This window comes from Silanimonas sp. (assembly GCF_027531545.1).
GTDB lineage: Bacteria > Pseudomonadota > Gammaproteobacteria > Xanthomonadales > Xanthomonadaceae > Silanimonas.
In genome coordinates, this window is sequence record NZ_JAPZSC010000016.1 from 398,923 (window position 1) to 411,070 (window position 12,148).

The 12,148-nt window shown below is 69.1% G+C and carries 13 protein-coding genes; 7 read left to right on the forward strand and 6 right to left on the reverse strand.

The features are described 5' to 3' along the window. Positions 1-6 precede the first annotated feature (6 nt). The 3 genes from O9280_RS10880 to O9280_RS10890 all read right to left on the reverse strand — a co-directional run bounded on the left by O9280_RS10880 (position 7) and on the right by O9280_RS10890 (position 2,444). On the reverse strand, positions 7-633 hold the full coding sequence (locus tag O9280_RS10880) for a heme-binding protein (protein ID WP_298342291.1): 627 nt from the start codon (positions 631-633) through the stop codon (positions 7-9). An 82-nt stretch (positions 634-715) separates the two neighbouring features. Next, positions 716-1,657, reverse strand: a complete 942-nt coding sequence (locus tag O9280_RS10885) for a hypothetical protein (RefSeq protein ID WP_298342294.1) — start codon at positions 1,655-1,657, stop codon at positions 716-718. Positions 1,658-1,664: 7 nt separating this feature from the next. After that, a complete protein-coding gene (locus O9280_RS10890) occupies positions 1,665-2,444 on the reverse strand; it encodes a ferredoxin--NADP reductase (protein WP_298342298.1) in 780 nt (259 codons plus the stop codon). 405 nt (positions 2,445-2,849) lie between these two features. On the opposite strand from O9280_RS10890, the gene O9280_RS10895 reads away from it, so the two are divergent. The 5 genes from O9280_RS10895 (at position 2,850) to O9280_RS10915 (ending at position 6,160) form a co-directional block, all read left to right on the forward strand. Further along, positions 2,850-3,059, forward strand: a complete 210-nt coding sequence (locus O9280_RS10895) for a cold-shock protein (protein ID WP_297865901.1) — start codon at positions 2,850-2,852, stop codon at positions 3,057-3,059. A gap of 97 nt (positions 3,060-3,156) precedes the next feature. Further along, on the forward strand, positions 3,157-3,792 hold the full coding sequence (locus tag O9280_RS10900) for a glutathione S-transferase family protein (protein WP_298342301.1): 636 nt from the start codon (positions 3,157-3,159) through the stop codon (positions 3,790-3,792). Beyond that, complete coding sequence (locus tag O9280_RS10905; RefSeq protein ID WP_298342304.1) at positions 3,789-4,202, forward strand: hypothetical protein; 414 nt, start codon at positions 3,789-3,791, stop codon at positions 4,200-4,202. The genes O9280_RS10900 and O9280_RS10905 overlap by 4 nt, the downstream gene beginning before the upstream one ends. Positions 4,203-4,250: 48 nt before the next feature. After that, on the forward strand, positions 4,251-5,774 hold the full coding sequence (locus O9280_RS10910) for a fumarate hydratase (RefSeq protein WP_298342307.1): 1,524 nt from the start codon (positions 4,251-4,253) through the stop codon (positions 5,772-5,774). Further along, positions 5,771-6,160, forward strand: a complete 390-nt coding sequence (locus tag O9280_RS10915; protein ID WP_298342310.1) for a hypothetical protein — start codon at positions 5,771-5,773, stop codon at positions 6,158-6,160. The genes O9280_RS10910 and O9280_RS10915 overlap by 4 nt, the downstream gene beginning before the upstream one ends. Before the next feature lie 10 nt (positions 6,161-6,170). Here the strand turns inward: O9280_RS10915 and O9280_RS10920 are convergent, their stop codons facing one another. Next, positions 6,171-6,947 (reverse strand): DUF4197 domain-containing protein, encoded by a 777-nt coding sequence (locus O9280_RS10920; protein WP_298342313.1) that lies wholly within the window; start codon positions 6,945-6,947, stop codon positions 6,171-6,173. A gap of 42 nt (positions 6,948-6,989) precedes the next feature. After that, a complete protein-coding gene (locus O9280_RS10925; protein ID WP_298342316.1) occupies positions 6,990-9,131 on the reverse strand; it encodes a TonB-dependent receptor in 2,142 nt (713 codons plus the stop codon). Positions 9,132-9,288: 157 nt separating this feature from the next. Here O9280_RS10925 and O9280_RS10930 point away from each other — a divergent pair, with 157 nt between their 5' ends. Further along, the gene (locus O9280_RS10930) at positions 9,289-10,011 is read left to right on the forward strand and encodes an NAD(P)H-binding protein (protein WP_298342318.1); all 723 of its coding nucleotides are present in this window, start codon (positions 9,289-9,291) and stop codon (positions 10,009-10,011) included. 35 nt (positions 10,012-10,046) lie between these two features. Next, on the forward strand, positions 10,047-11,531 hold the full coding sequence (locus tag O9280_RS10935; RefSeq protein WP_298342321.1) for an aminotransferase class V-fold PLP-dependent enzyme: 1,485 nt from the start codon (positions 10,047-10,049) through the stop codon (positions 11,529-11,531). A 12-nt stretch (positions 11,532-11,543) separates the two neighbouring features. Here O9280_RS10935 and O9280_RS10940 read toward each other — a convergent pair whose 3' ends face one another. Beyond that, on the reverse strand, positions 11,544-12,146 hold the full coding sequence (locus O9280_RS10940; protein ID WP_298342323.1) for a GNAT family protein: 603 nt from the start codon (positions 12,144-12,146) through the stop codon (positions 11,544-11,546). Between the last annotated feature and the right edge of the window lie 2 nt (positions 12,147-12,148).

Here is a 12,148-nt window from a genome sequence, read left to right on the forward strand (position 1 = left end):
CGCGGTTCACTCGCGGCGCCGCACCGGCAGCAGGATCTCGTTGCGGCGCATCGGGCCCGGAACCCAGGGCGCGTCGTACTGCGCGGACTGGGGCTCGGCGGCGGCGATCCAGTCCGTTTTCGCGAGTTCGCGTTCGAGCAGGCGCAGGTTCTCGGCGTAGCGGATCGTGCTCCAGCGCCCGCTGAAGCGGATGGCGGCGACGTTCCGCGAAGGCACGCCGACGATGCGGATGCGTGGATCGCGCGGCAGCGGCAGGTTCTCGGCCGTGTAGCGGGCGGGCATCACGAAGCCCACCACCCAGCCCTGCGCCGAACCCGACTGCGTGACCGGTGCCGTCATGCCGATGCGTTCGCCTTCGCGTTCCTGCGTGACCGGTGCGGTCATGCCGATGCGCTCGCGCCGCGTGTTGTTGCCGAAGATGTAGTCGGCCAAGGGCTGGAAGCCGAGGCTGCCGGCGCGGCCGAAGTCCTCGGTGGCGACCACCACTTCGGCGACCAGCATTGGCGCGTACTCGCGCACTTCGACGCTGGCACCGAGCGAATCGACCACCGTGTAGGCGGGTTCTTCCGCGCGGGATGCGGTGGGCGTCAGCGCCACGGCGAGCGCGGAGAGGAGCAGCAGGGCGGAACGCATCGGGGCACGGCTCGGCGGGATTAATGGAGTGAGCCCCACATTGAGGCCCATGCCGTCGCCGCCGCGTCGTGGTCTCGGGGAGTCAGCCCTGGCGCTCGGCCAAGCGCATGCGGACCATGCCGGCCAGGGCGCCGAGGCCGCCGAAGGCGATGCTGGCGACGACCAGGGTCACCACGCCGGCGACCATCAGGACGGGCAGGCCGCTGTCGCCCATCAGGTAGGCGATCGCCACCGCGAGCACACCGACTCCAGCACCCAAGGCGAGGGTGATCGGCAGGGCGGCCAGCGCGGCCCAGGCATCCCCCGACCAGGCCAGTGCCGCATCCGTCCGAAGTCGTCGCCACGCGTAGCCCAGGGCGACGTTGGCGCCGACCAGCAGCGCCAACAGCGGCGACCATTGGGCGGTCGCGAACACGCTGGAACCGAGTGTGTCGTGCAGCAGGCCCGGTAACGCGCCGCTCACTAGGTCAATGCCGAACGCGAGGAGGGTGCCGAAGATCGCGGCGCCAGCCCAGGCTTGGCGCGAAGGCTTGGCCGGCATGGGAGCCGTGCCCGGCTTCAGCAACACTGCGGTGCCCACGGAGGCGCCGAGCGCGGCGACAGCGACGTGCAGCAAGGACATGGCGACGCCGACCACGGCGAAGCCGATCGGTGACTGCAGGGCGGGGATAAAGCTGTAGGCCAGGGCGGAGACGAGGCTCACCGCGGCCCAGGCGCCGAAGGCCGCCAGCAGACCGGTGGCCGCTGCCGCGCCATGCGCGTGGCCAACGCGGTCAGGCGCCCGTAGCTGCCGACGCGTCGCGATAACGAAGACGAGGACGGCCATCAGCGCCGCGCCGAGCAGGCTCTGGCCGACGAGGCCCGGGAGCAGGTCGCGCAGCACGTCGGGCATCGCGCTGTCGCCCATGTAGCGTCCGAAGGTGATGCCGGCGTTGACCAGGCTCGCGGCGAGGGACCCCGCGACCGCCCACAGCGCGGCGGCCAACGGAAAGGTGAAGGTGTCGCGGGGGGACGACGGAGGCATCAGGAGGTCATTTCTCGACGAAGGCGCGTTCGAAGACGTAGTGGCCCAGCTGGCCGATCTTCGGCGAGGCCACGAGGCCGCGCTCGTCGAGCAGCTTCCGGAAGTCGGCGAGCATCTGCGGGCTGCCGCAGATCATCGCGCGGTCGGTCGCGGGGTTGATCTCGGGCAGGCCGAGGTCGCGCTGCATGGTGCCGTTGGCCATCAGGTCGGTGATGCGGCCGTGGTGCTTGAACGGTTCGCGGCTGACGGCGGGGTAGTACAGCAGCTTCTCGCGGATCTGCTCGCCGAGGTATTCGTGTTGCGGCAGTTCGCGCTCGATGTAGTCGCGGTAGGCCAGGTCGTCGGCGTTGCGCACGCCGTGGGTGACGATGACCTTGTCGAAGCGCTCGTAGGTGGCCGGGTCGCGGATCACCGACAGGAAGGGCGCGAGGCCGGTGCCGGTGGCCAGCAGGTAGAGGTTGCCGCCCGGATGCACGTCGCTGATCAGCAGGGTGCCGGTGGGTTTGCGCGACAGCAGCAGGGTGTCGCCGGGCTTGATGTGCTGCAGGCGGGACGTGAGCGGGCCGTTCTGCACCTTGATGGAGAAGAACTCCAGGTGCTCGTCCCAGTTGGGGCTGGCGATCGAGTAGGCGCGCATCAGCGGCTTGCCGGCGACCTCGAGGCCGATCATCACGAACTGGCCGTTCTCGAAGCGGAAGCCGTCGTCGCGCGTGCAGGTGAAGCTGAAGTAGGCGTCGGTCCAGTGGCGGACGTCGAGGATGGTTTCGGAGATGAAGGGCGAGGTCATGCCGGGCCGCGGGATCGGAAGGCCGCCATTGTCGCATCCGGCACCGCGGCGACGTTGATCGGGGTCATCCCCCGCTGGCGCGGGGGGGCGGACTCGGGCGACGGCTCGAAATCGCCACGGAGTGGGCGGATTCGCGCATTTTCCTGCTGCAACGCAGCAGCCGATGCCCGGGATTCAGCCCCGGACCCCTGTTTTCGCGAACTGGATCACGGCTTCACGGGGCCTTACTTTTCGTTCAGGCGCGGGTTACTGTAGGGCCGCTGCTGCGCTTGGGTCACAGTGAACCGTGGCCGGGTGTGCTGATCCGACCGATCCGCTGCATCGACGCAACGATTCCCCGGGCAAGCAGTCTTGGCGCGATGCCTGCGCCGTTCCCAACCAGCCAATGTTCGAGGACGCATAGCAATGTCGGATCGTCAGTTCGGGACCGTGAAGTGGTTCAACGATGCCAAGGGCTTCGGCTTCATCACGCCGGAGAACGGCCAGGACGTGTTTGTCCACTTCCGTTCCATCATGGGTAACGGCTTCAAGACCCTCAAGGAAGGCCAGCGCGTGAGCTTCAAGGTCGTCGCCGGCCAGAAGGGCATGCAGGCCGATGAGGTGCAGGTGGCCTGAGCCATCTGCACGGAAGCTGCCGAAGAACCCCGGGCCCGTCCCGGGGTTTTTTTCACCCTCGCGGGCGCACACTGCCCCCACGCCTTCGGAGATCGCCATGGACCTGCTCTACTTCGCGCCCGGCAGCGCCAGCCTTTGCGTGCACTGGATGCTGCTGGACATCGGACGCCCACCCGAACTGCGTCGCGTCGACCTCGCGGCGGGCGAGCAGCGTTCGCCGGAGTATCTGAAGCTGAATCCGGCCGGAGTGGTGCCAACGTTGGTACTGGATGGCGAGCCGTTCAACGAGTCAGGCGCGCTGGTGCTGATGCTGGCCGATCGCTACCCCGACGCCGGCCTGCTGCCGCCCCCCGGTACCGCCGCGCGCAACGCCGCCTACCAATGGCTGCTGTTGATGGCGAACGGCCTGCAACCGCCTTTCCGGACCTGGTTCTACCCGCACGAGCCGGCGGGCGAAGCGGCCAGCGACGCTGCGAAAGCCGCGGCGGGTCAGCGCATCGGGGCCTTCTTCGACCGCGTGGACGCCCATCTCGCCGCCAACGGCCCCTACCTGCTGGGCGAGCGGGTTTCCGCGCCCGATTTCTTCCTGGCCATGCTGTGCCGCTGGTCGCGCAACATGCCGAAGCCGGCCACCGAGTGGCCCGCCCTGCGCGGCTTCATCGATCGCATGCGCGCACGCCCGAGCTTCAAGCTGCTTTGCGAGCGCGAAGCCCTGACGGAGTGGCTTGCGTGACTGGCGTCGCGCCGATGCAGGCCATCGCGGGCCTCGAGCCCGCGGATCTGCGTTGGCGCATCGACGTCGATGTACTCGTGGTGGAGTTCCGTGGTCGTCGGCACACCCCCGCCCATATGGCGGGCTGCTGGCGTGCCGTGCAGGGGCTCGCCGCCGAGCGGGGCCTCGGCAAGGTGCTGGCCATCGACCTGATGGACGACGATCCGCTCACTGGCGAGCAGCGTGCGGCCTTCATCCGCCAGCTTGGGATGGATGTCTTCGCCGGGCGCCGTTGGGCGTACGTCGCGCGCTCCGTGGACCGCGTCGGTGCCTACGAGGCCACCCAGCTCGACGCGCAGGAGCAGGGGCTGGACGTGCGGGTCTTCAGTTCCGTGGCCGAAGCCGAGCTCTGGGTGCGCTTCCCCGGCTGACTTAAACTGGCGGTCTGTCCCCAGCCCGCGGCGCCGCGCCGCCATGCCATGACCGTCATCAAGCAAGAGGACTTCATCCAGTCCGTCGCCGACGCTTTGCAGTACATCAGCTACTACCACCCGGTCGACTACATCAAGGCTTTGGCGGCCGCGTACGAGAAAGAGGAAAGCCCCGCGGCCAAGGACGCGATGGCGCAGATCCTCATCAACTCGCGCATGTGCGCCGAAGGCCACCGTCCGATCTGCCAGGACACCGGCATCGTCACCGTGTTCCTCGAGATCGGCATGGACGTGCGCTGGGACGCCACGATGAGCGTCGAGGACATGTGCCACGAGGGCGTGCGCCGCGCCTACCACCACCCGGACAACAAGCTGCGCGCTTCCGTCTTGGCCGACCCGGCGGGCAAGCGCATCAACACCAAGGACAACACGCCGGGCGTGGTGAACATGAAGGTCGTGCCCGGCGACAAGGTCGACGTGATCGTCGCCGCGAAGGGCGGTGGTTCGGAGGCGAAGTCGAAATTCGCGATGCTCAACCCGTCGGATTCGATCGTCGATTGGGTGCTGAAGACCGTGCCGACGATGGGTGCCGGCTGGTGCCCGCCGGGCATGCTCGGCATCGGCATCGGCGGTACCGCCGAGAAGGCCATGCTGCTGGCGAAAGAATCCTTGATGGAGGAAATCGACATCCAGGAACTGATCGCGCGCGGCCCGAGCAATCGCGCGGAAGAGCTGCGCATCGAGCTCTACGAGAAGGTGAACCAGCTCGGCATCGGCGCGCAGGGCCTTGGCGGCCTGACCACCGTGCTCGACGTCAAGATCAAGGATTACCCGACCCACGCCGCCAACCTGCCGGTGGCGATGATTCCGAACTGCGCGGCCACGCGGCATGCGCACTTCACGCTGGATGGCAGCGGCCCGGTGATGCTGGAGCCGCCCTCGCTCGAGGACTGGCCGGAGCTCACCTACGACGCCTCGAAGGGCAAGCGCGTCAACCTCGATGCGATCACCAAGGAAGAGATCGCGAGCTGGACGCCCGGCGACGTGCTGCTGCTCAACGGCAAGCTGCTGACCGGCCGCGACGCCGCGCACAAGCGCATGGTCGACATGCTCAACAAAGGCGAGGCGCTGCCGGTCGACCTGCGCGGCAAGTTCATCTACTACGTCGGCCCGGTCGATCCGGTGCGCGATGAAGTCGTCGGCCCCGCCGGCCCCACCACCGCCACGCGCATGGACAAGTTCACCGGCCAGGTGCTCGAAGCCACCGGGCTCTTCGGGATGGTGGGCAAAGCGGAGCGTGGCCCGGTGGCCATCGAAGCGATCAAGAAGCACCAGAGCGCCTACCTGATGGCGGTCGGTGGTGCGGCGTATCTCGTCTCGAAGGCGATCAAGGCGGCCAAGGTCGTGGGCTTCGCCGACCTCGGCATGGAAGCGATCTACGAGTTCGAGGTGAAGGACATGCCGGTGACCGTGGCCGTCGATTCGCGCGGTGAATCCGTGCACACCAGCGGCCCCGCCGAGTGGAAGGGCCGCATCGCCAAGAGCCTCGGCATCCCGGTGGTCGTCGAGTGAGTGAGCGCGAGCCGTCGTCGCGCCTGCGGCGGCTGCTCGCGATCGATGCGGCGGGCGCGGTGCTCACCGCCGTGATCACGCTGGCGTTGCTGGCGAGCGGCGTCGTCCAGAGCGGCGTGCCGTCCATCGCTTGGTGGGTGTTGGGCGGCGTGGCGATGGGTCTCGCCGTGCTCGGTGCCGTTGCACTGTGGCGGCAGTGGCCGCCGGCCCTCCAACTGCGGCGCCTCGCCGCCGCGAACCTCGCCTATGCGCTCGCGTCCCTGCTGCTCGTGGGGACGTTTCGCGACACCGTGACGATCCTCGCCCTCGCCTACGTCATGATCGAAGCGACGGTGCTGGTGATCCTCGGGAGCGTCGAGTGGCGCGAATCCGCTCGCATCGGCTGAGCGGCGCGACTCAGCCGAAAACCCGCCGCAGCAGGTCGGTATTGCGCGAGGCCGGATTCGAACGGATCGCCTGTTCCTGCCCGCCGATGACGTGGAACAGGCCATCGATGGACCGGTTCGTCACGTAGTCGTCGAGGTCCAGCGCCGAGCGGCCGTCGCGACCGCTGCCGCCGAGCAGCGCGCCCAGGGAGCCGCCACCGGCGCGTTCGCTGAGGGCCTTGTACTTCTCGGTGACGCCGACGCTGGCGGTCTGTCGCGCGACGATCGGGCGGAATGAGGCGAACAGGGCTTCGCCGCTGCTGCGCTTGAAGTAGTCGGTGGCCGAGGTGCCGCCACCACGAACGATGCCGATGGCGTCCTGCATGGTCATCGCGCGCACCGCATCGGCGAGGATGCCGGCGGCTGCGGGCACGGCCTTTTCGGCCGCGCGGTTCATCGATTCTTCGAAGGCATCGACGCGCGCGCCCTGGCCAGCCTTGCGCGCGAGGTCGGCGACCTGTCGCAGCCGATCCGGCACGAGGATCTTGACCGCCTGGTCGCGGAAGAACCCGTCCGGCCGGCCCAGCTGCCGCACCGAGCGGTCGACGCCCTGCGCGAGTGCTTCCTTGATGCCGCCGGCAGCGTCCGAGGACGTCAGGGCCCCCGCGCTGCCGCGCGAACCGCCAATGCGTTGCAGGGCGCGTTCAAGACCGGACTGCGCGAGCAGCGATGGCGCCGCCACGAGGGCGGGGACACCGACGAGCAGCGCGGCGAGCAGTTCGCGGCGGCGGGCGGATGGCGGACGCATGGCGGGGCTCCTGCAGGGGGAGCCCCGAGCATACGCCGGGCCTTACCAGCCGTAGCGGAGGCCGGCGACGATCTGGCGGGGATTGCCGAAGAGGATGCCGCGCGTGCGATCGACGATGTACTCGCGGTCGGTCAGGTTCTTCACCGCGAGGTAGCCGCTCCAGGCGCTGCCCGTCGGCTCGTAGTTCAGCGTGGCGCTCCAGGTGGCGTAGCCGTCGAGCTGCCCGATCTGGCCATCGCCATTCACGACCGGGTGGCGCGTGTTGGCGAAGTCGGCCCACTGCCGGCCCACCTGCTGCACTTCCACCGAACCGTCCCAGGCGCCGCGCACGTAGCCGACGCGGAAGGTGGTGGTGAGGTCCGGGGCGTAGGGCAGGCGGTTGCCGGCCACGCTGCCGTTGGCGGCAGCGCCGGTGTCGACGCGGCGCAGCACCGTGCTCTGTTCGGCCGTGGGCAGCCAGGTGACGGCCAGGTTGGCGTAGAACTCGCCGCTGCGGCGCTGCAGCGCGCCGCGATTCATGCCGGCCGCGAACTCGAAGCCCGCGTACTCGGTTTCGCCCTGCGCCAGCGGCGTGCTGCCACCGGCGATCGATCCGACGACGACCTGGTTGGCGAAGTCGGTACGGAACACGGTGGCTTCGAGGTCGATGCCCTGCCAGCGCGTGCGCAGGCCGAGTTCAAGGTTCAGGCTGTCTTCTGCGCCCACGGCGACGCTGGTGCCGTTTCCGGCGATCAGGTCTTCCACGCGCGGCGGAGCGAAGCCTTCATGCGCCGAGGCGAAAAGCACGACGGCGTCGCTGACGATCCAGTTCGCGCCCAAGCCCCAGGTGGTTTCGGCGATGTCTTCCGCCCCACCGAGGCCGCCGGGCAGGCGGTTCTGGCGGGCGAACGCGATGTCCTCGCGACGCACGCTCGGGGTCAGTTGCACGGTGCCGAGGTCGAAGGTGGTGGTGGCGAAGGCGGCCAGTGCTTCGGCGGTGCGCAGGTTGTTTTCGACCAGGGTGCCGGTGCGCGCGGCGGGCGCCGTGCCGTTCACCTGGAAGCGGACCTGGTCCTCCTCGTGCCAGCGCAGGCCGGCCTCGCTGCTGCCCGCCGTCCCGAACAGGCTGGTGTTCCAGGTCAGGCGCGTGTCGACGCCCCAGGTGTAGTAGCGGCGAAGGCGGCCCTGCGCGGAGTTGCACAGCGCAGGGTTCACGCGCTCGCCGCGCAGGCGGGCGTCGCGGAACGCGGTGCCGCACTGCGTGTCGGTGGTCGTGCTGGACTGGCGCCACCAGTCGCGCACGAACTCGGTGTAGTAGGCCGAGGTCAGCAGTTGCAGGCCCTCGCGCGGGGTCCAGGCGTGGCTGGCCGAGAGCGCGCCATGCTCGATGTCGAACAGGTCGTTCTCGAACGGGTAGTACTCGGCGCCGAAGTTGCGGGACTCCGCTTCCGTGAGACCGGAGTAGCCGACCTCGGAGGCTTCCCGGAGCGTGTTCGCCCGGAAGGTGAGGGCGTGCTGCTCATTGACCTGCCACTGGTACTTCGCGAACAGGTCGGTCTGTTCCAGCGCGGTGTTGTCGCGCGCGCCGTCGCCCTGCTTGTGGCCGAGGTCGACCAGCAGCCCCTGGCCGCCCACGCTGGCGTGCAGCGCGCGGTAGCCCCGCGTGCCGACCGAGATCTCCGCGTGACCCGAGGCGTCCTCCGGCGGATCCGGGGTGATGTAGTTGATCGCCCCGGTGATCGTCTGCGGGCCGAAGCGCAGCAGGCCCGCACCCTTCAGGACCTCGATGCGGTCGTAGCGCTGGATCGGTGCGTGGTAGTAGCTGGCGTTGTCGCCATAAGGCGCGTACATCGCCGGCAGTCCGTCCTCGAGGATCAGCACCTTGGTGCTGCGCGTCGGGTTGCTGCCGCGGATGCCGATGTTCGGGCGCAGGCCGAAGCCTTCCTCGTCGCGGACGGTCACGCCGGGCACCTTGCGCAGCGCCTCGTTCACGGTGAGCGCGCGGGCCGAGACCAGCACGCTCTGGTCGAGCGTGGTGGCGCTGCCCTCCGCCGTTTCCGGGGCGGGCAGGCGGCCCACCACTTCGATTGTCGCCAAGGTGCGCTTGGCGTTCGCCGGTTCGGGGGCCGGGGCGGGCGCAGCGAGGCCGGGAAGGGGAGCGAGGGCAAGGGCGAGGGCCAGCGAAAGCGGGGTGCGGCGGGTCATGGTCCGGACGAGTTGCAAATGCGAATGGTTATTATGCGGAAATGATTCCGTTTCGTCATCCCTGCGCCTCCGCGGCGCAAAACCGTGGCGGCCATCGGATTTCCGTCTTGGGGCCCGTGATAGCCTCGGGCGTCCTTCACGCCCCCACCACGTCCCCATGCAGGCTCGTCTGCCGCTGCCGGAAACCGACGCGCAGACCCGCCGGGTGCTGCTCACCGGGGCGTCGGGGCTGGTCGGCGGGCAGGTCCTGAAGCGCTTGTTGGCATCGGGCGAGCGTTTCGAGGTCGTGGCGCCGACGCGCACGCCCTTGATGGCCCAGTCGCCTCGTCTCCGCAATGTCGTCTACGACTCCAGCACGGCCGAGCGCCGTACCGACAGCGGTCTGCGCCGCAGTCTCGTCGGCCTGAAGGCGGACATCTGGATCTGCGCCTTGGGCACGACGATGGGCAAGGCGGGCAACCAGGCGGCCTTCGTGGCCGTCGATCGCGACCTCGTCCTGAAATTCGCGGCGCTCTCGCGGGCCCTCGGGGCGCGCCACGCCATCCTCGTGTCCTCGGTCGGCGCAGACGCGAAATCGGGCAACTTCTACCTTCGGGTCAAGGCCGAAGCCGAGCGTGGCCTGGCCGAACAGAACTTCCCGCGCGTCGACATCCTGCGCCCCGGCCTGCTGCTGGGGGAGCGTGGCGAACGCCGGCCCGGCGAGCATCTGGCCCAGCGCCTGGCGCCCTTCTACAACCCGCTGCTCTTGGGGCCGCTGGCGCGCTTCCGCGCCATCGAAGCCAGTGCCGTGGCCGGGGCGGCGGTGTCCCTTGCGCGTGACGTCGGCAGCGGCTGGTTCGTGCACGAGTACGCTTCTCTGCGAAAATTGGCCGGCCGCTGAGCCGCGCCATCGCGCGGCCGCCCATGAGGTCCACCGTGCCGACGTCGCTCGAATCCCGCTTCACCCCCTTCCGCGAACAGATCATCGGCATCGACCAGACGTTCCGGTCGCCGTTCGGCGAGCAGGCCATCCGCTATGCGGACTGGACGGCGAGCGGGCGGCTCTACGCACCGATCGAGCGCGCCTTGCTCGAGCGCTTCGGGCCCTTCGTGGCGAACACCCACAGCGAATCCAACACGACGGGAACGCTGATGACGCGCGCCTACCAGGCGGCGCAGGCGATCATCAAGCAGCACGTCAACGCCGGCCCGGCCGACGTGATCATCACCCAGGGCAGCGGCATGACCGCGATGATCAACAAGTGGCAGCGCATCCTCGGGCTGCGCGTGCCCGAGCAGCTCGCGGCCTACGTCACGCTGCCGGAGCGGCGCCCCATCGTGTTCGTGACCCACATGGAGCACCACAGCAACCAGACCTCGTGGGTGGAGACCATCTGCGACGTCGAAGTGGTGCCCGCCGACGAGCGCGGCCTCGTCTGTCCCGACCAGCTCGATCGCCTGCTGCGTGAGTACGCCGACCGGCCGCTGAAGATCGGTGCCTTCACAGCCTGTTCGAACGTCACGGGCATCCAGACGCCGTACCACGCGCTGGCGAAGGTGATGCATCGCCACGGTGGCCTGTGCTTCGTCGATTTCGCGGCGTCGGCCCCCTACATCGACATCGACATGCACCCGGCCGACCCGGAGAGCAAGCTCGATGCGATCTTCTTCTCGCCGCACAAGTTCCTCGGCGGCCCGGGAACGCCCGGCGTGCTGATCTTCGACAGCGCGCTCTACCACAACCGCGTGCCGGACCAGCCCGGTGGCGGCACGGTGAACTGGACGAACCCCTGGCAGCAGCATGCCTTCGTCGATGACGTCGAGGCCCGCGAGGACGGTGGCACCCCGGCGTTCCTGCAGACCATCAAGGCCGCCATGGCCATCCGGCTCAAGGAGCAGATGGGCGTCGCGAACATCCTCGCGCGCGAGCACGAGTTGCGGGACATCCTGATGCCGGGGCTTCGCGCGATCCCGGGCGTGCACCTGCTGGCCGACCACCTCGAGGACCGCCTCGGCATCTTCTCGTTCTATGTCGAGGACCTGCACTACAACCTGCTCGTGCGCCTGCTCAACGACCGCTTCGGCGTGCAGGTTCGCGGCGGCTGCTCGTGCGCCGGCACCTACGGTCACTACCTGCTGAACGTCGACCCCAACCGTTCGAGGGCGATCACCGAGAAGATCGACAGCGGCGACCTCTCGGACAAGCCGGGCTGGATCCGCCTGTCCATCCACCCGACCACCACGGACGACGAGGCCCGCGCGCTGGTCGACGCGGTGCGCGCCTGCGTGCTCAACGCCGCCGAGTGGTCGAAGGACTACCGCTATTGCAACAAGCGCAACGAGTACGTGCATCCCACCGATGCCGACGGCGCCGAGGCGATGTTGTCGTGGTTCGAAACCCCGGCTGAGGCGACGGCCTGAGGCCTCCCAGAGTCACCGCTCGTCGGCGATGAGCCCGTAGATCGCCGAATCCTGAAGTTCCCCGCCCGTGCGCCAGCGTTGGCGCAGCAGCCCTTCCCGCTGGAAGCCGAGGGATTCGAGCACCCGGCAGGACGCCGCGTTGCGCGGGTCCACGTCGGCCTCGATCGTGTGCAGTGCCATGGCCTCGAAGGCGTGGTCGAGCGCGAGGCCCACCATCCGACGCCCCAGACCGCGACCCCAGAGCGCGGTGTCGATGAGGTAGCCGATCTCGGCGCGGCGGTGCGTCAGGTCGATGCGGTACAGCGTCACCCAGCCCACCAGCGCCGAGGATCCGGGCAGGCGCGCGGCGAACTGCCGCAGGTCGCCTTCTTTGGCACCGTCGTCGATCGCGTCGAGGTAGGCCTCGGCCCGCGCACGATCGCCCGGCACCCAAGGCTCGGTGCTCCAGTAGCACATGGCGGTGGCGTCGGCATGCAGACGGGCCAGCGCTTCTGCGTCTTCGTCGGCCGTTTCCGCTAGCCACGGGCCGAGGTGGATCGCGTCGGCCTCGAGGACGGGCAGGGCGGCGGCGTGCGGTCGGCGCGGCTCCGCGGAGCCGGGTTCGACAGACGTCATCG

Coding starts and splice junctions, on each gene's coding strand:
- O9280_RS10880 (WP_298342291.1), bottom strand. CDS start 633: ATGCGTTCCGCCCTGCTGCTCCTCTCCGCGCTCGCCGTGGCGCTGACG.
- O9280_RS10885 (WP_298342294.1), bottom strand. CDS start 1,657: ATGCCTCCGTCGTCCCCCCGCGACACCTTCACCTTTCCGTTGGCCGCC.
- O9280_RS10890 (WP_298342298.1), bottom strand. CDS start 2,444: ATGACCTCGCCCTTCATCTCCGAAACCATCCTCGACGTCCGCCACTGG.
- O9280_RS10895 (WP_297865901.1), top strand. CDS start 2,850: ATGTCGGATCGTCAGTTCGGGACCGTGAAGTGGTTCAACGATGCCAAG.
- O9280_RS10900 (WP_298342301.1), top strand. CDS start 3,157: ATGGACCTGCTCTACTTCGCGCCCGGCAGCGCCAGCCTTTGCGTGCAC.
- O9280_RS10910 (WP_298342307.1), top strand. CDS start 4,251: ATGACCGTCATCAAGCAAGAGGACTTCATCCAGTCCGTCGCCGACGCT.
- O9280_RS10920 (WP_298342313.1), bottom strand. CDS start 6,947: ATGCGTCCGCCATCCGCCCGCCGCCGCGAACTGCTCGCCGCGCTGCTC.
- O9280_RS10925 (WP_298342316.1), bottom strand. CDS start 9,131: ATGACCCGCCGCACCCCGCTTTCGCTGGCCCTCGCCCTTGCCCTCGCT.
- O9280_RS10930 (WP_298342318.1), top strand. CDS start 9,289: ATGCAGGCTCGTCTGCCGCTGCCGGAAACCGACGCGCAGACCCGCCGG.
- O9280_RS10940 (WP_298342323.1), bottom strand. CDS start 12,146: ATGACGTCTGTCGAACCCGGCTCCGCGGAGCCGCGCCGACCGCACGCC.